Origin of the sequence: Staphylococcus pseudoxylosus, from assembly GCF_044794325.1 — a bacterium.
In the GTDB taxonomy this organism is placed as follows: domain Bacteria; phylum Bacillota; class Bacilli; order Staphylococcales; family Staphylococcaceae; genus Staphylococcus; species Staphylococcus pseudoxylosus.
The window spans coordinates 1,131,418-1,154,534 of the sequence record NZ_CP085024.1; the positions used below are offsets into that span (position 1 = coordinate 1,131,418).

Sequence of the window (23,117 nt, forward strand, 5' to 3'; positions counted from 1 at the left end):
TGAATCCATACTTATGTTATAATTTATATTGTGAAATTAAGAAAAGGTGGTGTGGAGCATGGTAAAAGAGTCCATACCTAAAGAAGGTCAGACAATTAAGATTCAAAGTTATAAACATGATGGTAATATACATCGTGTTTGGTCTGAAACTACTATATTAAAAGGTACGGAACATGTTGTAATAGGTGGAAATGATCATACGCTTGTTACTGAAAGTGATAGTCGCACATGGATAACTAGAGAGCCAGCAATTGTTTATTTTCATTCTGAATATTGGTTCAATGTTATTTGTATGTTTAGGGAAGATGGTGTGTATTACTATTGTAACTTGTCATCACCGTTTGTTTGTGATGAAGAGGCGTTAAAATACATTGACTATGATTTGGATATTAAAGTTTATCCAAACGGTAAGTATCATTTATTAGATGAAGATGAGTATGAACAGCATATGAGACAAATGAATTATTCTTCCGATATCGATGTGATTTTAAGACGTAACGTTGATATTTTACAACAATGGATTGAACAGAAGAAAGGTCCGTTTGCTCCCGATTTTATAAAAGTTTGGCGTGAACGATATAAAAAAATTAGAAATTATTAAGCACATTTAATGTTTTTAATTACATTATCATTTATAGTGATATGCGTATGAGCTATTTAGGCATGGCAAAACATGTTTGATATAAATAATCGTATGCGCGCGAATGAAATGATAAACAAACTAAGATAACGCGTTTACTACAGCCTCGTTGATAGCTCAACGTAGGCTGTTTCATTTGCTATCAAGTTTGGGGGAGGAATGAAATATATGATTCGTAGATATTTACAATTTGTAAAACCATATAAATGGCGAATCATTGCTACGATACTTGTTGGTATTTTAAAATTTGGGATTCCGATGTTGATTCCATTATTAATAAAATACGTTATTGACGATATTATTAATAATAATTCAATTTCGGTAGAAGAGAAATTTACAAGATTAGCTATTGCTTTGGGCATTGCAGTATTTATTTTTGTAATTGTACGACCGCCAATTGAATTTTTAAGACAATATTTAGCACAGTGGACAAGCAATAAGATCTTATATGATATACGCAGAAGGCTTTATAACCATTTACAAGCATTAAGTGCTAGATTTTATGCAAATAACCAAGCAGGACAGGTTATATCTAGAGTAATCAATGATGTCGAGCAAACAAAAGATTTTATTTTAACAGGATTGATGAATATTTGGTTGGACTGTATTACCATTGTGATTGCACTTTCCATTATGTTCTTCTTAGATGTTAAATTAACACTAGCAGCACTTGTGATTTTCCCAGTGTATATACTAACTGTTTACTTTTTCTTCGGTCGTTTAAGAAGTTTGACTAGAAAGAGATCACAAGCATTAGCGGAAGTTCAAGGTTTTTTACATGAACGTGTACAAGGTATGTCTGTTATTAAAAGTTTTGCCATCGAAGATAATGAAGCGCAAAATTTTGATAAACACAATCGTAATTTCTTGCAAAGAGCATTTAATCATACACGTTGGAATGCTTATTCCTTCTCAGCGATTAATACAGTAACTGATATAGGGCCGTTAATTGTTATTGGCTCAGGTGCATTTTTAGCTATCAATGGTTCAATAACTGTGGGGACATTGGCTGCATTTGTCGGCTATTTAGAGCAATTATTTGGTCCGTTACGTAGACTTGTATCTTCATTTACAACATTGACACAAAGTTTTGCTTCAATGGACCGTGTTTTCCAATTAATGGATGAAGGTTATGATATTAAAAATAAAAAAGGTGCATTACCAATTGAAATTAATAAAGGTCATATAGAGTTAAATGATGTAAGTTTTAAATATAACTCAGAAGAGTCAACAATTTTAAATAATATAAATTTAGAAATTAATCAAGGTGAAACTGTGGCATTTGTTGGTATGAGTGGTGGAGGAAAATCTACTTTAATCAATCTGATTCCAAGATTTTATGATGTAACAGATGGTGAAATAAAAATTGATGGTACCAACATCAAATCATATTTAACTGGAAGTTTGAGAAATCAAATAGGCTTAGTCCAACAAGATAACATCTTATTTTCAGATACAATAAAAGAGAATATCTTATTAGGTCGTCCTGATGCCACAGATGAAGAAGTCATAAAAGCGGCCAAAATGGCTAACGCCCATGACTTTATCATGGAATTATCTGAAGGCTATGATACAGAAGTTGGGGAAAGAGGCGTAAAACTTTCCGGTGGACAGAAACAACGTGTATCTATCGCTCGTATTTTCTTAAACAACCCACCAATTATTATTTTAGATGAAGCTACAAGTGCTTTAGATTTAGAGAGTGAATCTATTATTCAGGATGCATTAAATATTTTAAGTGAAAATCGTACGACATTGATAGTCGCACACAGACTTTCAACTATTACGCATGCTGATAAAATTGTGGTAGTTGAAAACGGAGAGATTGTTGAAACAGGTACACATGATGCATTACTAGCTAAAAAAGGTGCTTATGAACATCTATATAGTATACAAAATCTGTAAAATAGTACGTTTCTGCTGATTTAAACAAATGATATAAAAAAGTCCGAGGATGTTGTAATTACACAACCTCGGGCTTTTTTTATAAGTCGAAATCTTCATCTAAAATATCAATTTCATTATCGTTATTATGATAAGAGAAGAAACTGATGCGTAGTCTGTCTAAGTGTTCTAGTGTATAGCGATATTCTTCTATAGCAGATATAATTTGCATAATATTGGCATAGGAATATACCGTTTGATATGGATTTTTAATTATTTCTTTTTGGAAAGCATCCATAAGTTCTTTTTTCTGTGGATTTTCTATTTGACTATCAAATTGACTGACATCATATTTAGCTTTTTTAGATAGACTTATAAATATTTGTTCATGATATGCAATTAGTGTATCGAGTTCTAATTTAATTTGTAGTAATAATTCATGATTTAAATTGTGTAAATCGTTTTGATAGCGATTCATTTTTTTAAGTACCTCATATGCATGACGAGTACTGCGAACGACTTCTTTAAAAAGTATCTTTTTACGATTTTGCGCATATACTTGTTTTTTAGTAAATGGTCGTTCTTCTTCATAATAACTAAATGTCTGTTCAAGTCTCTTAATGCGATCGCTTATTACACCTCTATCTTCTTTGATATGGTGATATTCTGATGTGTCATTCAATACGAGTTTAAACCATACAAAAATATCAGAACATATATTCAATGAGTTGTAATAAATTTTCGATTCAAATTTTGGTGGTAAGAATAATAGATTAACTGTTGAAGAACTAATTACACCAATCATAACTAGTACAAATCTATAAAATGCAGAAACATAAAAATCTCCTGAGTGCTGTCCCATAATAATTAACGCTGTAACACTCGCTAATGTAGCAACATGTGCTAAATTGAAACGGAAAAGTATAGCTATTAAAAGTATGACAGTAACACCCATAATTATGACGTTATCTCCAAATACCGTAACCATTGCTACAGCAAGTAATGCACCAACGACATTACCAAGCGCTTGGTCAGAAACAGTTTTTATAGATCGAAAAACGCTTGGTTGCATAGCAACGACTGCACTGACCCCAGCGATTGCTTTTAAACCAGCTTCATCAGGTAATAGAGAAGCGATAAACAAAGCAAGTATAATGGCTATACCTGTCTTGAGAATACGGGCTCCTAATTTCAAATGTACCGCTCCTTAATAAATGTATTTATACTTGTTATACAATGATTGGAGCTAAAATTCAAGTTTATTTCATTTGACTAAAGGCGTAATCGGCTGCTTTTAATGTTGCATCTATTTCTTCTTCAGTATGTTCTGTTGTTAAGAACCAAGCTTCGAATTTAGAAGGCGCTAGGTTTATACCTTGGTTAAGCATCAATTTAAAGAATTTAGCGAAAGCCTCTCCGTCTGAATTTTCGGCCTGATCATAGTGAGTTACAGTTTCTTCTGTAAAATAGAGTGTAAGTGCACCATATACTCTATTGACTGTCGCAGTGATTTGATGTTTTTCTATTAATGAAAGCAGTCCGTCTTCTAAACGTTTACCTAAGCTATCTAATTTTTCATAAACACCATCTTGTTCTAGTACTTCTAATAATGCAATACCAGCTTTCATAGATAAAGGATTTCCAGCCATTGTGCCAGCTTGATATGCAGGTCCTAATGGGGCAACTTGTTCCATAATGTCTTGTTTACCACCGTATCCACCAATTGGTAGGCCACCTCCGACAATTTTGCCAAAAGCAGTTAAATCAGGATAAATATTATACAAGTCTTGAGCTCCACCAAAATGGAATCTAAATGCAGTTATTACTTCATCATATATTACTAAACTACCATTGTTATGTGATATTTCATTAACTTGTTCTAAGAAGTTAGGTTGTGGTTTCACCATACCAAAATTTCCAACAATCGGTTCAACTAGAACTGCAGCAATTTCGTCGCCCCAATAATCTATAGCTTCCTTGTAAGCATCAATATCGTTGTAAGGCACAGTAATGACTTCTTGAGCGACACTTAAAGGTACACCGGCAGAATCAGGAGAGCCTAATTGTGATGGACCGCTACCAGCAGCTACTAATACTAAATCTGAATGTCCGTGATATTGCCCGGCAAACTTGATAATTTTAGTTCGATTCGTATAAGCACGTGCGACACGTATAGTAGTCATTACAGCTTCGGTACCAGAGTTAACAAACCTAATTTTCTCTAATGAAGGGATTGCTCCACGTAATTTCTTGGCAAATTCAATTTCTAATTCAGTAGGTGTGCCATATAACACGCCTAATGCAGCTTGTTCTTGAATTGCTTTAGTAATATGTGGGTGTGCATGACCAGTGATAATCGGACCATATGCCTGTAAGTAATCAATATATTTGTTTCCATCTACATCGTAAAGATATGCGCCTTGTCCAGAACGCATCATTACTGGTGCACCACCGCCAACTGCTTTATATGAACGTGAAGGTGAATTAACACCACCTAAAATATATTCATCGGATAATTTCTGAAGATTTTCACTTTCAGTAAATTTCATAGTTATCAACCTCTTTTTATTTAATATTTACGACTATTATCGTATCATAAAATAAAGAATAAAAAGAAATAGGGTGAATGAAATGCTAAAAAAAGGAAGTCAGTTTCCAAAATTCGAATTAGAAAATCAGAATGGTGAGTTAATATCAAATGAAAGTATTAAAGGTAAAAAGGCTGTGCTTTATTTTTACCCGAGGGATAATACACCGACATGTACAACGGAAGCTTGTGATTTTAGAGATAACCTTGAAATGTTTAATGAATTAAATGTAAATGTTTATGGAATTAGTGGAGATAGTAAAAAGAAACACCAAAATTTTAGCAATAAGTTAGAGTTGAATTTTGATTTATTGGTAGACGAAGATTATAAACTTTCTGAAGAAGTTGGCGTATACCAATTAAAGAAATCTTTTGGTAAAGAGTCTATGGGTATTGTAAGAACTACTTTTGTTTTAGATGAAAATGGAAGTGTTATAGATGTAATTAATAAAGTTAAAGTGAAAACTCAAATAGAAGAATTAAAAGATATATTGGGGTGATTTAAAATGAAAGCTGTAAGTTTAATGAGGATGGATGATCTAGAAACTGATTTAATTGAACGCTTTCCTAATGTCGACTTTGTATTTACAACGGGTGTTTCTAGTATTAATAATGAAGATAAACAAACTTTAGATATATTGTTTGGTTACGATAGTGATTTAGACGCTGAATTTTTAAGCGATTGTCCAAATTTAAAATGGATAGCCTGGTACTCTACAGGAGTCAATAATCTTCCGCTAAAATTTATTGACGAAAATAATATAAAACTTACAAATGGTAAAGGTGTACATGCAAAACAGATGTCAGAGTTTATCTTTGCATATATCTTAGATGATTATAAAAAAATGAGAACTTCCTATTTAAACCAAATTAAAAAGCATTATGATTCAAAAATGAGTGGTAAAAGATTAAGTGGCCAACGTTTATTGTTTCTAGGTACAGGCAGTATTGCACAAAATACCGCTAAAATAGCTAATACTATGAATATGGAAGTACTTGGAATAAATACAAATGCGCATAGTGTTGAAGACTTTAGTAAAACATATGCTATTAAAGATTTAAAGGAAGTTATATCTGAAGCGGATATAATTGTTAACACACTTCCCGAAACAAACGAAACAATACATCTACTTAGAAAAAGTCATTTTGAATTGATGAAAAACGAAGCATTATTTATTAATGTAGGTAGAGGAACTATTGTGAAAGAAGAGGTTTTAGTTGAAGTATTAAATGAAAAATTGATTAGACATGCATATTTAGATGTATTTGAAAATGAACCATTAACTTCAGAAAACCCACTATATGAATTAGAGAATGTTACGATTACAGCTCATATTACTGGTAATGGCTCAGAAAACAATGCAGAAGTAACAGAGATTTTTATTGAAAACCTAACATCCATTCTCAATAATAATAAACTAATTGAGAATTTGGTTGATCCAAAGAGCGGATATTAACGAGTTTAGACTTAGAATATTGACATTTCCCCAATTTAACAGTTATATTAATATTAAGTAATAATAATTCTTAAATAGAAAGATGGTGAGGGAAATGAGTGCAGAGATGGAAACAGTTGAACATCAACTAGAAGATTCAATTGCATCTTTAAGAAATAATGGCGTGAGAATAACTCCACAAAGACAAGCGATTCTCAAATTCTTAATTGCTTCAGAGTCACATCCTACAGCCGATGAAATTTATCAAGCACTTTCACCTGATTTTCCAAATATAAGTGTTGCTACTATATATAATAATTTACGTGTCTTCAAAGAAATAGGGATAGTTAAAGAATTACCGTATGGAGATTCATCAAGTCGCTTTGATTTCAGTACACACAATCATTACCATGTTATTTGTGAAGATTGTGGTAAAATCGTAGACTTTCATTATCCACAACTAGATGAGGTAGAACAATTAGCTCAACACGTAACAGATTTTAATGTAACGCATCATCGTATGGAAATTTATGGTTTATGCAAAGATTGCCAAGATAAAAAAGAATAATCGCAACCATAGTTGAAGTAATGATTAATTTAATAGTTATGAAGGAACTAAATTGAAAGTAAGAAAACATATTATGAAATTAATTTCCTTTTATGCACTGACAAAACTAGTTATGATTGAAATGAGTATTTAGCATTTTTAAGCTTAAGATGGGTATATAATTGATTATCAATTAAAAAAACTGTTTAATAAGTTCAACTTGTATTAATTAGTTATTGTCTTGCACAAAGGTGGAAACCGAGATATCTGATATCTTGGTTTCTTTTTTTATTTTCAATTCTTTCTATAGTAGAAACAGATATGATCAAAAATATAAGAACATTTAAAATATAGGGGATAGATGGTATATAAAAAACACATTTACTTACCAGCGAAAAATGAGAAATTACAATAAAAATAGTAAATAGTTATACGATGTTATTACACCATTTTAAAAATCTGTACATCTATTTACTAAATAGTGAATATAAAGGTAAAATTCAACTAAAAAGATTCGTAATAATTATTGACGATATGGAATAATCTTGATACTATATAAAAGTCGTCAAAACAAGACGCACTGCAACATCGATTGAAACAAAATGAATTTTAAAAAGTGTAAAATTAACGCTTGTGAATATCATTTGTAAGTTATATAATAGTAAATGTTGAGTTGAGAAAAACGAAACAAACTTAATGAAAAAGTTAAAATTTTATCATTGACTTAACAAAAACTTAATGATAAAATAATTTCTTGTAACACATTGATGAACATTGAAAACTGAATTGCAATATGTCAACGTTAATTCCGAACGCAACATTAAATTGTTGGTTCAAAACAAGTGTTAGAGATAACACAAATTAGTATTTTATGAGCTAATCAAACATCATAATTCATTTATGGAGAGTTTGATCCTGGCTCAGGATGAACGCTGGCGGCGTGCCTAATACATGCAAGTCGAGCGAACAGATAAGGAGCTTGCTCCTTTGACGTTAGCGGCGGACGGGTGAGTAACACGTGGGTAACCTACCTATAAGACTGGGATAACTTCGGGAAACCGGAGCTAATACCGGATAACATTTGGAACCGCATGGTTCTAAAGTGAAAGATGGTTTTGCTATCACTTATAGATGGACCCGCGCCGTATTAGCTAGTTGGTAAGGTAACGGCTTACCAAGGCGACGATACGTAGCCGACCTGAGAGGGTGATCGGCCACACTGGAACTGAGACACGGTCCAGACTCCTACGGGAGGCAGCAGTAGGGAATCTTCCGCAATGGGCGAAAGCCTGACGGAGCAACGCCGCGTGAGTGATGAAGGGTTTCGGCTCGTAAAACTCTGTTATTAGGGAAGAACAAATGTGTAAGTAACTGTGCACGTCTTGACGGTACCTAATCAGAAAGCCACGGCTAACTACGTGCCAGCAGCCGCGGTAATACGTAGGTGGCAAGCGTTATCCGGAATTATTGGGCGTAAAGCGCGCGTAGGCGGTTTCTTAAGTCTGATGTGAAAGCCCACGGCTCAACCGTGGAGGGTCATTGGAAACTGGGAAACTTGAGTGCAGAAGAGGAAAGTGGAATTCCATGTGTAGCGGTGAAATGCGCAGAGATATGGAGGAACACCAGTGGCGAAGGCGACTTTCTGGTCTGTAACTGACGCTGATGTGCGAAAGCGTGGGGATCAAACAGGATTAGATACCCTGGTAGTCCACGCCGTAAACGATGAGTGCTAAGTGTTAGGGGGTTTCCGCCCCTTAGTGCTGCAGCTAACGCATTAAGCACTCCGCCTGGGGAGTACGACCGCAAGGTTGAAACTCAAAGGAATTGACGGGGACCCGCACAAGCGGTGGAGCATGTGGTTTAATTCGAAGCAACGCGAAGAACCTTACCAAATCTTGACATCCTTTGAAAACTCTAGAGATAGAGCTTTCCCCTTCGGGGGACAAAGTGACAGGTGGTGCATGGTTGTCGTCAGCTCGTGTCGTGAGATGTTGGGTTAAGTCCCGCAACGAGCGCAACCCTTAAGCTTAGTTGCCATCATTAAGTTGGGCACTCTAGGTTGACTGCCGGTGACAAACCGGAGGAAGGTGGGGATGACGTCAAATCATCATGCCCCTTATGATTTGGGCTACACACGTGCTACAATGGACAATACAAAGGGCAGCTAAACCGCGAGGTCATGCAAATCCCATAAAGTTGTTCTCAGTTCGGATTGTAGTCTGCAACTCGACTACATGAAGCTGGAATCGCTAGTAATCGTAGATCAGCATGCTACGGTGAATACGTTCCCGGGTCTTGTACACACCGCCCGTCACACCACGAGAGTTTGTAACACCCGAAGCCGGTGGAGTAACCATTTATGGAGCTAGCCGTCGAAGGTGGGACAAATGATTGGGGTGAAGTCGTAACAAGGTAGCCGTATCGGAAGGTGCGGCTGGATCACCTCCTTTCTAAGGATATATTCGGAAACATCTTCTTACGAAGATGAAATAGGAATAACATTGACATATTGTATTCAGTTTTGAATGCTCATTAGAGTATTCATATCGGAATGGGCCTATAGCTCAGCTGGTTAGAGCGCACGCCTGATAAGCGTGAGGTCGGTGGTTCGAGTCCACTTAGGCCCACCATTAGATTTGAATATTTTTATGGGGGCTTAGCTCAGATGGGAGAGCGCCTGCTTTGCACGCAGGAGGTCAGCGGTTCGATCCCGCTAGTCTCCACCATAAAATTTGTACATTGAAAACTAGATAAGTAAGTAAAATTTATGATTTTACCAAGCAAAACCGAGTGAATTAGAGTTTTTAACAAGCTTTGAATTCAAAAAGAAATAATCGCTAGTGTTCGAAAGAACACTCACAGATTAATAACATTTTGGGTTTTCAACCGACTTGTTCGTGTTGAAAGTCAAAAAAGATTAAGTTATTAAGGGCGCACGGTGGATGCCTTGGCACTAGAAGCCGATGAAGGACGTTACTAACGACGATATGCTTTGGGGAGCTGTAAGTAAGCTTTGATCCAGAGATTTCCGAATGGGGAAACCCAGCATGAGTTATGTCATGTTATCGATATGTGAATACATAGCATATCTGAAGGTAGACGCGGAGAACTGAAACATCTTAGTACCCGCAGGAAGAGAAAGAAAAATCGATTCCCTGAGTAGCGGCGAGCGAAACGGGAAGAGCCCAAACCAACGAGCTTGCTTGTTGGGGTTGTAGGACACTCTATACGGAGTTACAAAAGAATAAACTAGACGAATCATCTGGAAAGATGAATCAAAGAAGGTAATAATCCTGTAGTCGAAAGTTTGTTCACTCTTGAGTGGATCCTGAGTACGACGGAACACGAGAAATTCCGTCGGAATCCGGGAGGACCATCTCCCAAGGCTAAATACTCTCTAGTGACCGATAGTGAACCAGTACCGTGAGGGAAAGGTGAAAAGTACCCCGGAAGGGGAGTGAAATAGAACTTGAAACCGTGTGCTTACAAGTAGTCAGAGCCCGTTAATGGGTGATGGCGTGCCTTTTGTAGAATGAACCGGCGAGTTACGATTTGATGCAAGGTTAAGCAGTGAATGTGGAGCCGTAGCGAAAGCGAGTCTGAATAGGGCGTTGAGTATTTGGTCGTAGACCCGAAACCAGGTGATCTACCCATGACCAGGTTGAAGTTCAGGTAACACTGAATGGAGGACCGAACCGACTTACGTTGAAAAGTGAGCGGATGAGTTGTGGGTAGCGGAGAAATTCCAATCGAACCTGGAGATAGCTGGTTCTCTCCGAAATAGCTTTAGGGCTAGCCTCAAGTGATGATTATTGGAGGTAGAGCACTGTTTGGACGAGGGGCCCTTATCGGGTTACCGAATTCAGACAAACTCCGAATGCCAATCAATTTAACTTGGGAGTTAGAACGCGGGTGATAAGGTCCGTGTTCGAAAGGGAAACAGCCCAGACCACCAGCTAAGGTCCCAAAATATATGTTAAGTGGAAAAGGATGTGGCGTTGCCCAGACAACTAGGATGTTGGCTTAGAAGCAGCCATCATTTAAAGAGTGCGTAATAGCTCACTAGTCGAGTGACACTGCGCCGAAAATGTACCGGGGCTAAACATATTACCGAAGCTGTGGATTGTCCGTAAGGACAATGGTAGGAGAGCGTTCTAAGGGCGTTGAAGCATGATCGCAAGGACATGTGGAGCGCTTAGAAGTGAGAATGCCGGTGTGAGTAGCGAAAGACGGGTGAGAATCCCGTCCACCGATTGACTAAGGTTTCCAGAGGAAGGCTCGTCCGCTCTGGGTTAGTCGGGTCCTAAGCTGAGGCCGATAGGCGTAGGCGATGGATAACAGGTTGATATTCCTGTACCACCATTATTCGTTTTAAGCGATGGGGGGACGCAGTAGGATAGGCGAAGCGTACTATTGGATTGTACGTCCAAGCAGTAAGACTGAGTGTTAGGCAAATCCGGCACTCTTAAGGTCAAGCTGTGATGGGGAGAGGAAATTGTTTCCTCGAGTCGTTGATTTCACACTGCCGAGAAAAGCCTCTAGCTAGAATTGTGGTGCCCGTACCGCAAACCGACACAGGTAGTCAAGATGAGAATTCTAAGGTGAGCGAGCGAACTCTCGTTAAGGAACTCGGCAAAATGACCCCGTAACTTCGGGAGAAGGGGTGCTCTTTAGGGTTAACGCCCAGGAGAGCCGCAGTGAATAGGCCCAAGCGACTGTTTATCAAAAACACAGGTCTCTGCTAAACCGTAAGGTGATGTATAGGGGCTGACGCCTGCCCGGTGCTGGAAGGTTAAGAGGAGTGGTTAGCTTCTGCGAAGCTACGAATCGAAGCCCCAGTAAACGGCGGCCGTAACTATAACGGTCCTAAGGTAGCGAAATTCCTTGTCGGGTAAGTTCCGACCCGCACGAAAGGCGTAACGATTTGGGCACTGTCTCAACGAGAGACTCGGTGAAATCATAGTACCTGTGAAGATGCAGGTTACCCGCGACAGGACGGAAAGACCCCGTGGAGCTTTACTGTAGTCTGATATTGAAATTCGGCACAGCTTGTACAGGATAGGTAGGAGCCTGAGATGCGTGAGCGCTAGCTTACGTGGAGGCGTTGGTGGGATACTACCCTCGCTGTGTTGGATTTCTAACCCGCACCATTTATCATGGTGGGAGACAGTGTCAGATGGGCAGTTTGACTGGGGCGGTCGCCTCCTAAAGAGTAACGGAGGCGCTCAAAGGTTTCCTCAGAATGGTTGGAAATCATTCATAGAGTGTAAAGGCATAAGGAAGCTTGACTGCGAGACTTACAAGTCGAGCAGGGTCGAAAGACGGACTTAGTGATCCGGTGGTTCCGCATGGAAGGGCCATCGCTCAACGGATAAAAGCTACCCCGGGGATAACAGGCTTATCTCCCCCAAGAGTTCACATCGACGGGGAGGTTTGGCACCTCGATGTCGGCTCATCGCATCCTGGGGCTGTAGTCGGTCCCAAGGGTTGGGCTGTTCGCCCATTAAAGCGGTACGCGAGCTGGGTTCAGAACGTCGTGAGACAGTTCGGTCCCTATCCGTCGTGGGCGTAGGAAATTTGAGAGGAGCTGTCCTTAGTACGAGAGGACCGGGATGGACATACCTCTGGTGTACCAGTTGTCGTGCCAACGGCATCGCTGGGTAGCTATGTATGGACGGGATAAGTGCTGAAAGCATCTAAGCATGAAGCCCCCCTCAAGATGAGATTTCCCAACTTCGGTTATAAGATCCCTCAAAGATGATGAGGTTAATAGGTTCGAGGTGGAAGCATAGCGATATGTGGAGCTGACGAATACTAATCGATCGAAGACTTAATCAAATTTTAAATGTTTTGTTTTGGTTAAATCATATTTTACTTACTATCTAGTTTTGAATGTATAATTTCATACATTTCATTGTCTGGTGACAATGGCAAAGAGGTCACACCTGTTCCCATGCCGAACACAGAAGTTAAGCTCTTTAGCGCCGATGGTAGTCGGACTTACGTTCCGCAAGAGTAGGACGTTGCCAGGCAACTTATATGGAGGATTAGCTCAGCTGGGAGAGCATCTGCCTTACAAGCAGAGGGTCGGCGGTTCGAACCCGTCATCCTCCACCATTTATTAATTTTAATAGCCGGCCTAGCTCAACTGGTAGAGCAACTGACTTGTAATCAGTAGGTTGGGGGTTCAAGTCCTCTGGCCGGCACCATTTTAAAGAGCCATTAGCTCAGTTGGTAGAGCATCTGACTTTTAATCAGAGGGTCAGTGGTTCGAGCCCACTATGGCTCACCATTATTTTAATATCGCGGGTGTGGCGGAATTGGCAGACGCACTAGACTTAGGATCTAGCGCCTTACGGCGTGGGGGTTCGACTCCCTTCACCCGCATATGCAGAAGTAGTTCAGCGGTAGAATACGACCTTGCCAAGGTCGGGGTCGCGGGTTCGAATCCCGTCTTCTGCTCCATTATTTTTGCCGGGGTGGCGGAACTGGCAGACGCACAGGACTTAAAATCCTGCGGTGAGAGATCACCGTACCGGTTCGATTCCGGTCCTCGGCATAATCCTATAAAATTATGCGCCCATAGCTCAACTGGATAGAGTACTTGACTACGAATCAAGAGGTTATAGGTTCGACCCCTATTGGGCGCATTAATTTACGGGAAGTAGCTCAGCTTGGTAGAGCACTTGGTTTGGGACCAAGGGGTCGCAGGTTCGAATCCTGTCTTCCCGATAAACCTAAAATATATATGGGGGCTTAGCTCAGATGGGAGAGCGCCTGCTTTGCACGCAGGAGGTCAGCGGTTCGATCCCGCTAGTCTCCACCATATTTAATAATACAACCTAAATACAACGGCGGTGTAGCTCAGCTGGCTAGAGCGCACGGTTCATACCCGTGAGGTCGGGGGTTCGATTCCCTCCACCGCCACTAATTATTAGTTGTAAATTATATTTAGGACCTTTAGCTCAGTTGGTCAGAGCTAACGGCTCATAACCGTTCGGTCGCAGGTTCGAATCCTGCAAGGTCCATATAATTTTGGAGGAATACCCAAGTCCGGCTGAAGGGATCGGTCTTGAAAACCGACAGGGGCTTAACGGCCCGCGGGGGTTCGAATCCCTCTTCCTCCGCCATTTTTATCATAATTGAATATAAATTATTTTTAGCTAATATTTGTGGAGGAATACCCAAGTCCGGCTGAAGGGATCGGTCTTGAAAACCGACAGGAGCTTAACGGCTCGCGGGGGTTCGAATCCCTCTTCCTCCGCCATTAATATTATTATCGCGGGATGGAGCAGTTCGGTAGCTCGTCGGGCTCATAACCCGAAGGTCGGTGGTTCAAATCCGCCTCCCGCAATTTTTAAAGGTCCCGTAGTGTAGCGGTTAACACGCCTGCCTGTCACGCAGGAGATCGTGGGTTCGAATCCCATCGGGACCGCCATTTTAATTATGGTTCAGTAGCTCAGTTGGTAGAGCAATGGATTGAAGCTCCATGTGTCGGCAGTTCGACTCTGTCCTGAACCATTTTATGCAAGCCGGCCTAGCTCAACTGGTAGAGCAACTGACTTGTAATCAGTAGGTTGGGGGTTCAAGTCCTCTGGCCGGCACCATTCTTAGGAGGGGTAGCGAAGTGGCTAAACGCGGCGGACTGTAAATCCGCTCCTTCGGGTTCGGCAGTTCGAATCTGCCCCCCTCCACCATATATTTTTAATTTAATAGGGGCATATTTCAACGGTAGAATAGAGGTCTCCAAAACCTTTGATGTGGGTTCGATTCCTACTGCCCCTGCCATGGCGGTTGTGGCGAAGTGGTTAACGCATCGGATTGTGGTTCCGACACTCGTGGGTTCGATTCCCATCATCCGCCCTTTATATTAATGGGCTATAGCCAAGCGGTAAGGCAATGGACTTTGACTCCATCACGCGCTGGTTCGAATCCAGCTAGCCCAGTTTTTTATTGGCGGCATAGCCAAGTGGTAAGGCAGAGGTCTGCAAAACCTTTATCACCGGTTCAAATCCGGTTGCCGCCTTCATCAAAATGCGGGAGTAGTTCAACTTTCAGAATACGTTCCTTCCCAGAATGTGGTATAGGTGTAAGTCCTATCTTCCGCTCCATAATTTAATAATTAAGCGGGAGTAGTTCAACTCTCAGAACACATTCCTTCCCGGAATGAGGTATAGGTGTAAGTCCTATCTTCCGCTCCATAATTTAATAATTAAGCGGGGGTATTTCAACTTTTAGAATACGTTCCTTCCCGGAACGTGGTATAGGTGTAAGTCCTATCCTCCGCTCCATAATTTAATAATTAAGCGGGAGTAGTTCAACTCTCAGAACACATTCCTTCCCGGAATGAGGTATAGGTGTAAGTCCTATCTTCCGCTCCATTTATTCTTCCTTATGGGAAGTTTTTTTTATATCTTCTTTTATCTTAACGTGTATCCTTATTTTAAAATCCAATATTTGTAGCAATATCTATATAATATGGTAATATGAATAATCATAATAGTGTTTTGTACTATTGATTTAAATAACATACATTATTATAAATACTTTGTGGTAGGAGATTGTATATAATGATTAGAACAATGATGAATGGAAAAATTCATAGAGCGAGAGTTACAGAATCAAATTTAAACTATGTAGGTAGTATTACTATAGATAAAGATTTATTAGAAGCAGTTGATATATTACCTAATGAAAAGGTTGCTATTGTAAATAATAATAATGGGGCAAGGTTTGAAACATATGTGATTGAAGGTGAACGAGGTAGTGGTAAGATTTGTTTGAATGGTGCAGCCTCTAGATTAGTTGAAGTAGATGATGTGGTAATCATTATGACTTATGTTCAGCTGAAGGAAGAGGAGCTTTCTACACATACTCCAAAAGTTGCTGTCTTGAATGAATATAATCAAATTATACAAATGATTCATGAAGTTGAGAGTGAAGTTATAACTGATTAGCATTAATATTTTACTTTAAGCTTTTTATGGATTTAATTTTCACTTGATTTTTAGGATTTATATAAGTAATTATACTTAAAACTTTGAAGTTGAACAGTGACAAAAATTACAATTTACAATTTTATAAATTGTACCTAAACCTAGCAATTACAGCTTTATTTAATAAATCTATTGACGACAAATGTAGTTAGTAATATAATATATTTATGCCATTTAGAAGTTGTATATTATTTACAGATATAAATGATAAATAATAAATAGTCTCGAATGAGCTATTGAGCCGGCGTGGCGGAATTGGCAGACGCGCGGGACTCAAAATCCCGTTCCTTTTTGGAGTGTCGGTTCGATCCCGACCGCCGGTACTAATAAAATAACTAACTTTTTAGAAACATCATTTAATGATGTTTCTTTTTTTTTTACTTTCTTTAAGATTGATATACAAGTAATTTTACTTATTTATTTTAAAGTTAATTATATGCCGTTTTTTCATTTATATAGAAATTTATTGTGTAAATCTCTAAATTTAAAGAGCTTTTAAAATTAATATTGTAGTTTAATACAATGTGTAATATTATTAGTCTAATGTTATATTTGGAGGACGTAATTTGATGGTTAAGTATAAAAGTTCAGAATCAAATGGAAAACAATTTTTTAGTAATATCTTACAAGCTGTTGGTGCAGGAGTAGTAATTGCTTTATTGCCTAATGCATTATTAGGAGAGTTATTAAAGTTTTTTAAAGATGGTAATCAATTACTAGAATCAATATATCAACTTGTAGTATTAATTCAGTCATTTATGGCATTTATCATTGGCGTTTTGGCAGCACATCAATTTAAGTTTAATGGTGCAGGTGCTGCAATGGTTGGTGTCTCTGCTATGTTAGGTAGTGGCGCCGTGAAAATTACAGCTGGAGGATTTGTGTTAAATGGTATCGGTGATATTATAAACACTATTCTTGTCGTTATTGTTGCATGTTTTTTATATTTATTATTACGCGATAAACTAGGCTCATTAGAAATGATTATTTTACCAGTGTTAATACCTGTAATAAGTGGTGTTATTGGATTATATACGTTAAGTTACGTATCAAACGTTACTAAAGGTTTAGGGCATGTTGTTAGTTCGTTTACAGAACTTAATCCAATGTTAATGTCGATATTTATTTGTATTACTTATTCATTATTAATGGTAACGCCAATATCTGTTGTAGCTATTGCAACTGCCATAGGTTTATCAGGATTAGGAAGTGGTGCTGCAAATATGGGTATAGTTGCTGCATGTGTAACATTTTTATTTGGTTCAATTAGAGTTAATAGCGCTGGCGTGAATTTAGTTCTAATAATCGGTGCTGCAAAAATGATGATACCGGTTTATTTTAAACATCTAATTATTGCAGTTCCATTAACTATAAACGGTATAATTGGTGGCTTGATTGCTTATTTCGTAGGTATACATGGCACACCAATGTCTGCAGGATTTGGATATACAGGCCTTGTAGGACCTATAAACGCTTTTAATCGTATGGATGGAGATCCGACGACCAACATTATTCTACTTGTTTTTGGTTACTTTATCATACCTTTTGTATCAGCATTTTTTGTACATGAATTATGTAAAAAATTCATTGGTAAATATTCTGATGAAATTTACAGATTCGAAATTCCGAGACAATAGGTGCATCAAACGTTACAAACTAAAACAATCAATTTAAATTTTGCATATACCTATACCAAAATAAAGGAAAGTATATGTTATATCACTTTTTGAGGTGCTTAATAGGGCGGTTTAGCAAATCATTACTAAAATTTTGATTTCTATCCGCTTTTTTTATACATATTTTTTGCATAATAATTTATTTTTATTAAAGAAAGTGCGATATAACAATAATTTTAAAATTTGCTATTGAATAATATTACGATATTGTGTATAATAATTGATATTATAGAGAGGGGATACGAAAATGAAACACATATTAAAAAGCTTTATGGCATTTATAATTATTTTTAGTGCCATAATAAGTTATATTAACCCTACAGCTCATGCACAGGCGCAAGATAATCAATGGGAAAAAATAAAAGAGCGTGGTGAGTTAAGAGTCGGTTTGTCCGCGGATTATGCACCTTATGAATTCGAACATAATGTTAATGGCAAAACCGAATACGCGGGAATAGATATTGAATTAGCTAAAAAAGTGGCAAAGGACAATGATTTAAAATTAAAAATTATAAATATGCAATTTGATAGTTTACTGGGAGCTATTAAAACTGGGAAAGTAGATTTAATTATTTCTGGTATGACACCTACACCAGAACGTAAAAAGGAAGTAGACTTTTCTGATCCTTATATGACGGTTCAACAAAAAATGATTATAAAAAAATCCGATGCTGATAACTTAAAAACTATTGATGATTTTGCTAATAAAAAAATAGGTGTTCAAAAGCAGACGCAACAGGAAAAAATTGCCCAGTCAGATATTGAAAATGCTCAAATTCAATCACTGACTAGAGTTCCAGAAGTAATCATGTCATTAAAGAGTGGCAAAGTAAGTGGTATGGTCATTGAAGGCCCAGTTGCAGAAGCCTATTTAAAACAAAATAAAGATTTAACTTTTGCTGATGGAGTAAAATTTAATGAAGGAACTAAAAGTACAGCAATTGCAGCGCCCAAAAACGCCCCTAAATTAATGGAAAAATTAAATTCTAGTATTAAAGAGGTTAAGGATAAAAACTTAATTGCAGATTATAAAGATTCAGCTGCAGAAGCAATGAAAAAAGATGATGGTAACTTCTTTAGCAAGTATGGTAACTTTTTCTTAAAAGGTATTCAAAACACTATTTTAATTTCAATTGTGGGCGTATTATTAGGAACTGTTTTTGGAGCTATTATAGCACTAATAAAACTCAGTAAGATAAAAGTACTTAGATGGATAGCTTCAGCTTATATTGAATTTCTAAGAGGTACTCCATTGTTAGTACAAGTGTTTTTAGTTTATTTTGGTACCACAGCGATGCTTGGTTTAGATATTTCAGCTTTAATTTGCGGTATGATTGCGCTTGTAATTAACTGTTCTGCATATATTGCCGAAATAATTAGAGCAGGAATTAACGCAGTAGATAAAGGACAAACGGAAGCTGCACGTAGTTTAGGGCTTACTTACGGCCAAACTATGAAAACAGTTATATTACCTCAAGCAATTAAAAAGATATTACCAGCCTTAGGTAACGAATTTGTAACTGTAATTAAAGAATCATCAATCGTTTCTGTAATAGGTGTAAGTGAAATCATGTTTAATGCCCAAGTCGTTCAAGGTGCTTCATTTGATCCATTCACACCATTGTTAGTGGCAGCAGTATTATACTTTATACTTACATTCACACTATCTAGAGTGATGTATTTCTTTGAAGGGAGAATGAAAGTTAGTGATTAATATTAAAAATTTATATAAAACTTTTGATAAAAATGAAGTTTTAAAAGGTATTGATATGACAGTGAATCAGGGAGAAGTTGTAGCTATCATTGGACCTTCAGGTAGTGGGAAAAGTACATTGTTGCGTTGTATGAATTTATTAGAAACACCTACAAGTGGTGAGGTTATATTTAAAGACCATAGCTTAACAAGTAAAAATACAGAGTTAGAAAAATTACGTCAACAAATGGGGATGGTATTTCAAAACTTCAACTTATTCCCACATAAAAAAGTAATAGATAATATCATTTTAGCTCCAAGTTTATTAAAAAAAGACAAGCAAAATAATTTAAAGGATCAAGCTCAGGAACTACTAGATAAAGTGGGATTAAGTGATAAAGCTGATGCATATCCTTCACAATTGTCAGGTGGTCAAAAACAGAGAGTTGCTATTGCTAGAGCATTAGCGATGAATCCAGAAGTTTTACTTTTTGACGAACCTACTTCAGCGTTAGACCCAGAAGTTGTTGGCGATGTTTTGAAAGTTATGAAAGATCTTGCAAAAGAGGGTATGACAATGGTTGTTGTAACTCATGAAATGAATTTTGCTAGAGATGTGAGTGATAAAGTAGTATTTATGGCAGATGGTGTTATCGTTGAATCAGGTACTCCGGAAGAAATATTTGAGTATCAACAACATGAAAGAACTAAAAACTTCTTAAGTAGAGTATTATAAATTTTTGTTAAAGCCAGGTAGATTAAGTAATTATGACAATACAATTACTTATTTGCTTGGTTTTTATTTTTGATGATAAAAATTGAATTTGCGCATACTCTTAATACGAAATAATGTGTTAAACTGTAGGATGTATGTTTTTAATGTGGGGTGTAAGAAAAAATGGATTTAAATCAATTAAAACAAGATGTAATTGACTATGCACATACGATAGGTATTGATAGTATCGGTTTTACCACTGCTGATCCATTTGATGAAATGAAGCAAAAGTTAGTTGACTATCATGCTAAAGGTTATGCATCAGGTTTTGAAGAATCAGATATAGCGTTGAGGACTGAACCGAAATTAACATTACCAACAGCAAGGTCCATTATAGCGATTGCAGTAGGTTATCCCAATAAATTAAAGGGAGCACCTAAAAGTACTAGAGGAGATAGAAGAGGTATGTTTGCGCGTGCTTCATGGGGACAAGATTATCACTCAATTATGAGAAAACGCTTGGATAAACTAGCCGACTACTTGAGAGATAGAGTAGATGGCGTTGAAATCCAATCAATGGTAGATACAGGAGCATTGTCAGATAGAGCTGTGGCAGAGCGTGCTGGGTTAGGCTATGTTGGTAGAAATGGCTTTGTAATCAACCCTGAGCTAGGAACTTGGACATATTTAGGAGAAATGCTTGTAAGTGTGCCTTTTCCACCAGATGACCCGTTACTGGATAGTTGTGGAGATTGTACCATTTGTGTTGACCGTTGTCCGACTGGTGCACTTGTTGGAGATGGTCAGTTAAATAGTCAAAAATGTATTAGCTTTTTAACTCAAACAAAAGGATATTTAGCAGATGAATATCGTTATAAAATAGGTAATAGGCTATACGGATGTGATACTTGTCAGCAAGTGTGTCCAAGAAATAAAGGTATTAACACCCAGCATGAAGATATTGTCTTAGAACCTGAAATTTTAAAACCAAGATTAGTACCATTACTAAAAATGAGTAATAAGGAATTTAAAAATACGTATGGTCATTTAGCAGGTGCTTGGAGAGGCAAAAAGCCAATCCAGCGTAATGCGATAGTAGCGTTAGCACATTTTAAAGAAGTGAGTGCTATTCCTGACTTACAAGATGTAGCATTAAACGATCCTCGTCCAATGATTAGAGGTACTGCGTATTGGGCAATTGGACAAATACAGGGCGAAGATGCTAGAAGTTTTATTGAACAACAATACCAAAATGAACTAGAAGAAGTTCAACAAGAAATGTTAAAAGGATTAGAAACGAGGAGAGAACAATAGCATGACAAACCATATCGTATTATTTCAACCGCAAATACCAGGTAACACCGGTAGTATTGCAAGAACTTGTGCAGGAACATATACTAATTTACATTTAATTAAACCATTAGGATTTAGTACAGATGATAAAATGTTAAAACGTGCAGGATTAGATTATTGGGAAACTGTAAACATCATGTATCATGAAAGTATAGAAGATTTTTTTGAAGCCACTGAAGGAACATATTATTTGTTAACAAAATTTGGCGAAAAAACATATTCAGATTTTGATTTTACAAATACGGAACATGACCACTTTTTCATATTTGGTCGAGAAACAACAGGCTTACCCGACTGGGTAAAAGAGAAATATGCAGATACTGCACTTCGTATACCGATGAATGATAATATTAGATCTCTCAACCTTTCAAACACTGCTTCTTTACTAATTTATGAAGCTTTGAGACAACAGAATTTTCCTGAGTTGCATTAATACTTACCTAAATGAATGAAAATATACTAAAAGCTTTGTATAATGATAATAAGTCTTATAATGGCTATTTGGACGAATCATCATTTAGTTTAATAAAGTACTGGTTTATAGAAACATTATGTAGGGTATTAATAAAAATAATGCTAGAACCGTCTTAATAGAAAAAGAGGAGTGTAATTACTATGGCAATGAACTTTAAAGTTTTAGAAAACGAAAAAGTTGTAGCTGAATATGCTGCAGATATTTTAAGAAAACAATTTAACAATAATCCAACAACTATCGCAGGTGTACATCTTGCTAGTGACAATGCTCCTGTATTGGATGAATTAAAGAAAAATGTAGATAAAAACGCAGTAGATTTCAGTCAGATAAATATATTAGATTATGATGATAAGAAATCTTATTTTGAAGCGCTAGGAGTACCAGAAGGTCAAATATATAATGTATCATTTAGTGAAGATACTGAGTCATTTATTAAAGATAAGATTAAAACTAAAGAAAACAAAGGGAAATTAGTGACACAAGTACTTTCTATTGATACAAAAGGTAATTTAGACGTAAGTATCAAACAAGGCCTTTTCTCTGCACGTGAAGTAATTTTAATCATTACTGGTAGTGAGAAAAAAGAAGTTGTTCATAAACTTTATGAAGAAAATGGTAAAACAAGTTTTGAACCTTCAGATTTAAAAGCTCACCGCATGGTTAATGTAATTTTAGATGAAGCGGCTGCCGAAGGTTTACCTGAAGATGTTAGACATTATTTCACAGCACGTTTTGCATAATCAAATGTGAGGTGATTCAAATGACAAAAAATAAGAATTCATATGAACAACCAAACGAATCGTTAGTGTCGGAGAATGAAATGGTCGATGATTTCGATGATGTTGTTGAATTAGGTAAAGAGATGGAACAAATTTCAGAAGAAAATGATGAAGATAAATTAGATAAATCACATGATGCTGAAGTACGTTCTGATCTTAATGATTAATATATAGCTACCCGAGACATAATTAGTGTTTCGGGTTTTTGTATGTCACATCTTATTTTACAATTAAAAAGTGTATTACATGTTTTAGCTAATAATAGTAATCGTACGATAATATGTGTATTTATAGATGAAGAAATAAAATGCAGATGGTAAGTTCTATATTGTTGTT

General features: G+C 37.1%; 15 protein-coding genes, 28 tRNA genes and 3 rRNA genes. 44 read left to right on the forward strand and 2 right to left on the reverse strand.

What is annotated here, in order from left to right; genetic code table 11:
- The first annotated feature begins 58 nt into the window (after positions 1 to 58).
- Together LG295_RS05315 and LG295_RS05320 are read left to right on the forward strand one after the other, a co-directional pair.
- Positions 59 to 601: a DUF402 domain-containing protein gene (locus LG295_RS05315; RefSeq protein ID WP_017722819.1), complete on the forward strand. Its 543-nt coding sequence runs from the start codon at positions 59 to 61 to the stop codon at positions 599 to 601.
- Positions 602 to 808: 207 nt separating this feature from the next.
- A complete protein-coding gene (locus tag LG295_RS05320) occupies positions 809 to 2,545 on the forward strand; it encodes an ABC transporter ATP-binding protein (RefSeq protein WP_107558677.1) in 1,737 nt (578 codons plus the stop codon).
- Positions 2,546 to 2,624: 79 nt separating this feature from the next.
- Here the strand turns inward: LG295_RS05320 and LG295_RS05325 are convergent, their stop codons facing one another.
- The gene (locus LG295_RS05325) at positions 2,625 to 3,719 is read right to left on the reverse strand and encodes an aromatic acid exporter family protein (protein ID WP_107530796.1); all 1,095 of its coding nucleotides are present in this window, start codon (positions 3,717 to 3,719) and stop codon (positions 2,625 to 2,627) included.
- Positions 3,720 to 3,783: 64 nt separating this feature from the next.
- Positions 3,784 to 5,073, reverse strand: a complete 1,290-nt coding sequence (locus LG295_RS05330) for a glutamate-1-semialdehyde 2,1-aminomutase (RefSeq protein ID WP_107530797.1) — start codon at positions 5,071 to 5,073, stop codon at positions 3,784 to 3,786.
- An 82-nt stretch (positions 5,074 to 5,155) separates the two neighbouring features.
- Here LG295_RS05330 and bcp point away from each other — a divergent pair, with 82 nt between their 5' ends.
- The 42 genes from bcp to LG295_RS05540 all read left to right on the forward strand — a co-directional run bounded on the left by bcp (position 5,156) and on the right by LG295_RS05540 (position 22,948).
- Positions 5,156 to 5,611: a thioredoxin-dependent thiol peroxidase gene (bcp, locus tag LG295_RS05335; RefSeq protein WP_107530798.1), complete on the forward strand. Its 456-nt coding sequence runs from the start codon at positions 5,156 to 5,158 to the stop codon at positions 5,609 to 5,611.
- Between the two features lie 6 nt (positions 5,612 to 5,617).
- Positions 5,618 to 6,568 carry a phosphoglycerate dehydrogenase gene (locus LG295_RS05340; protein ID WP_107558676.1) on the forward strand — a complete coding sequence of 317 codons (951 nt, stop codon included), beginning with the start codon at positions 5,618 to 5,620 and terminating at the stop codon, positions 6,566 to 6,568.
- 94 nt (positions 6,569 to 6,662) lie between these two features.
- Complete coding sequence (gene perR, locus LG295_RS05345) at positions 6,663 to 7,115, forward strand: peroxide-responsive transcriptional repressor PerR (protein ID WP_017722825.1); 453 nt, start codon at positions 6,663 to 6,665, stop codon at positions 7,113 to 7,115.
- An 876-nt stretch (positions 7,116 to 7,991) separates the two neighbouring features.
- Positions 7,992 to 9,544: ribosomal RNA gene (locus LG295_RS05350) — 16S ribosomal RNA — on the forward strand.
- Between the two features lie 103 nt (positions 9,545 to 9,647).
- Positions 9,648 to 9,724: transfer RNA gene (locus LG295_RS05355), tRNA-Ile, on the forward strand.
- A 20-nt stretch (positions 9,725 to 9,744) separates the two neighbouring features.
- Positions 9,745 to 9,820 (forward strand) — tRNA-Ala (locus tag LG295_RS05360).
- Between the two features lie 189 nt (positions 9,821 to 10,009).
- Positions 10,010 to 12,932: ribosomal RNA gene (locus LG295_RS05365) — 23S ribosomal RNA — on the forward strand.
- A 79-nt stretch (positions 12,933 to 13,011) separates the two neighbouring features.
- A 5S ribosomal RNA gene (gene rrf / locus LG295_RS05370) occupies positions 13,012 to 13,126 on the forward strand.
- Together the 16S, 23S and 5S rRNA genes with 27 tRNA genes alongside form the textbook arrangement of a ribosomal RNA operon.
- A 9-nt stretch (positions 13,127 to 13,135) precedes the next feature.
- A tRNA-Val gene (locus LG295_RS05375) sits at positions 13,136 to 13,211 on the forward strand.
- Between the two features lie 16 nt (positions 13,212 to 13,227).
- Positions 13,228 to 13,303: transfer RNA gene (locus tag LG295_RS05380), tRNA-Thr, on the forward strand.
- 7 nt (positions 13,304 to 13,310) lie between these two features.
- Positions 13,311 to 13,386: transfer RNA gene (locus LG295_RS05385), tRNA-Lys, on the forward strand.
- Between the two features lie 13 nt (positions 13,387 to 13,399).
- Positions 13,400 to 13,481, forward strand: a tRNA-Leu gene (locus LG295_RS05390).
- 3 nt (positions 13,482 to 13,484) lie between these two features.
- Positions 13,485 to 13,559, forward strand: a tRNA-Gly gene (locus tag LG295_RS05395).
- A gap of 8 nt (positions 13,560 to 13,567) precedes the next feature.
- Positions 13,568 to 13,653, forward strand: a tRNA-Leu gene (locus tag LG295_RS05400).
- A gap of 17 nt (positions 13,654 to 13,670) precedes the next feature.
- Positions 13,671 to 13,744: transfer RNA gene (locus LG295_RS05405), tRNA-Arg, on the forward strand.
- A gap of 8 nt (positions 13,745 to 13,752) precedes the next feature.
- Positions 13,753 to 13,826 (forward strand) — tRNA-Pro (locus LG295_RS05410).
- An 18-nt stretch (positions 13,827 to 13,844) separates the two neighbouring features.
- Positions 13,845 to 13,920: transfer RNA gene (locus LG295_RS05415), tRNA-Ala, on the forward strand.
- 27 nt (positions 13,921 to 13,947) lie between these two features.
- Positions 13,948 to 14,021, forward strand: a tRNA-Met gene (locus LG295_RS05420).
- A gap of 27 nt (positions 14,022 to 14,048) precedes the next feature.
- Positions 14,049 to 14,122 (forward strand) — tRNA-Ile (locus LG295_RS05425).
- A 9-nt stretch (positions 14,123 to 14,131) separates the two neighbouring features.
- Positions 14,132 to 14,224, forward strand: a tRNA-Ser gene (locus LG295_RS05430).
- Positions 14,225 to 14,268: 44 nt separating this feature from the next.
- Positions 14,269 to 14,361, forward strand: a tRNA-Ser gene (locus tag LG295_RS05435).
- Positions 14,362 to 14,374: 13 nt separating this feature from the next.
- Positions 14,375 to 14,448 (forward strand) — tRNA-Met (locus LG295_RS05440).
- A gap of 8 nt (positions 14,449 to 14,456) precedes the next feature.
- A tRNA-Asp gene (locus LG295_RS05445) sits at positions 14,457 to 14,532 on the forward strand.
- A 10-nt stretch (positions 14,533 to 14,542) separates the two neighbouring features.
- Positions 14,543 to 14,615, forward strand: a tRNA-Phe gene (locus tag LG295_RS05450).
- 10 nt (positions 14,616 to 14,625) lie between these two features.
- A tRNA-Thr gene (locus LG295_RS05455) sits at positions 14,626 to 14,701 on the forward strand.
- Between the two features lie 6 nt (positions 14,702 to 14,707).
- A tRNA-Tyr gene (locus tag LG295_RS05460) sits at positions 14,708 to 14,791 on the forward strand.
- A 17-nt stretch (positions 14,792 to 14,808) separates the two neighbouring features.
- Positions 14,809 to 14,882, forward strand: a tRNA-Trp gene (locus LG295_RS05465).
- Positions 14,883 to 14,884: 2 nt separating this feature from the next.
- A tRNA-His gene (locus LG295_RS05470) sits at positions 14,885 to 14,957 on the forward strand.
- A gap of 11 nt (positions 14,958 to 14,968) precedes the next feature.
- Positions 14,969 to 15,040: transfer RNA gene (locus tag LG295_RS05475), tRNA-Gln, on the forward strand.
- Between the two features lie 9 nt (positions 15,041 to 15,049).
- Positions 15,050 to 15,120, forward strand: a tRNA-Cys gene (locus LG295_RS05480).
- A 10-nt stretch (positions 15,121 to 15,130) separates the two neighbouring features.
- Positions 15,131 to 15,205 (forward strand) — tRNA-Gly (locus tag LG295_RS05485).
- Between the two features lie 15 nt (positions 15,206 to 15,220).
- A tRNA-Gly gene (locus tag LG295_RS05490) sits at positions 15,221 to 15,295 on the forward strand.
- 105 nt (positions 15,296 to 15,400) lie between these two features.
- A tRNA-Gly gene (locus tag LG295_RS05495) sits at positions 15,401 to 15,475 on the forward strand.
- A gap of 189 nt (positions 15,476 to 15,664) precedes the next feature.
- Positions 15,665 to 16,051: an aspartate 1-decarboxylase gene (gene panD / locus LG295_RS05500; protein ID WP_107530999.1), complete on the forward strand. Its 387-nt coding sequence runs from the start codon at positions 15,665 to 15,667 to the stop codon at positions 16,049 to 16,051.
- A 279-nt stretch (positions 16,052 to 16,330) separates the two neighbouring features.
- Positions 16,331 to 16,413, forward strand: a tRNA-Leu gene (locus tag LG295_RS05505).
- Positions 16,414 to 16,659: 246 nt separating this feature from the next.
- Positions 16,660 to 17,727, forward strand: coding sequence for a PTS transporter subunit IIC (locus LG295_RS05510; RefSeq protein WP_107558878.1), 1,068 nt, complete (start codon positions 16,660 to 16,662; stop codon positions 17,725 to 17,727).
- Positions 17,728 to 18,013: 286 nt separating this feature from the next.
- Entirely contained in the window at positions 18,014 to 19,480 is a 1,467-nt protein-coding gene (locus tag LG295_RS05515; protein ID WP_318832772.1) for an ABC transporter substrate-binding protein/permease, read from the forward strand.
- Positions 19,473 to 20,195 (forward strand): amino acid ABC transporter ATP-binding protein, encoded by a 723-nt coding sequence (locus LG295_RS05520; RefSeq protein WP_107531002.1) that lies wholly within the window; start codon positions 19,473 to 19,475, stop codon positions 20,193 to 20,195. The genes LG295_RS05515 and LG295_RS05520 overlap by 8 nt, the downstream gene beginning before the upstream one ends.
- 162 nt (positions 20,196 to 20,357) lie before the next feature.
- Positions 20,358 to 21,488 (forward strand): tRNA epoxyqueuosine(34) reductase QueG, encoded by a 1,131-nt coding sequence (gene queG / locus LG295_RS05525; protein WP_107558482.1) that lies wholly within the window; start codon positions 20,358 to 20,360, stop codon positions 21,486 to 21,488.
- 1 nt (position 21,489) lies between these two features.
- Positions 21,490 to 21,960, forward strand: a complete 471-nt coding sequence (trmL, locus tag LG295_RS05530; RefSeq protein ID WP_107531004.1) for a tRNA (uridine(34)/cytosine(34)/5-carboxymethylaminomethyluridine(34)-2'-O)-methyltransferase TrmL — start codon at positions 21,490 to 21,492, stop codon at positions 21,958 to 21,960.
- Positions 21,961 to 22,142: 182 nt separating this feature from the next.
- The gene (locus LG295_RS05535; protein WP_107531005.1) at positions 22,143 to 22,742 is read left to right on the forward strand and encodes a 6-phosphogluconolactonase; all 600 of its coding nucleotides are present in this window, start codon (positions 22,143 to 22,145) and stop codon (positions 22,740 to 22,742) included.
- Between the two features lie 20 nt (positions 22,743 to 22,762).
- The gene (locus LG295_RS05540) at positions 22,763 to 22,948 is read left to right on the forward strand and encodes an SAS053 family DNA gyrase inhibitor (protein ID WP_107531006.1); all 186 of its coding nucleotides are present in this window, start codon (positions 22,763 to 22,765) and stop codon (positions 22,946 to 22,948) included.
- Positions 22,949 to 23,117 lie beyond the last annotated feature (169 nt).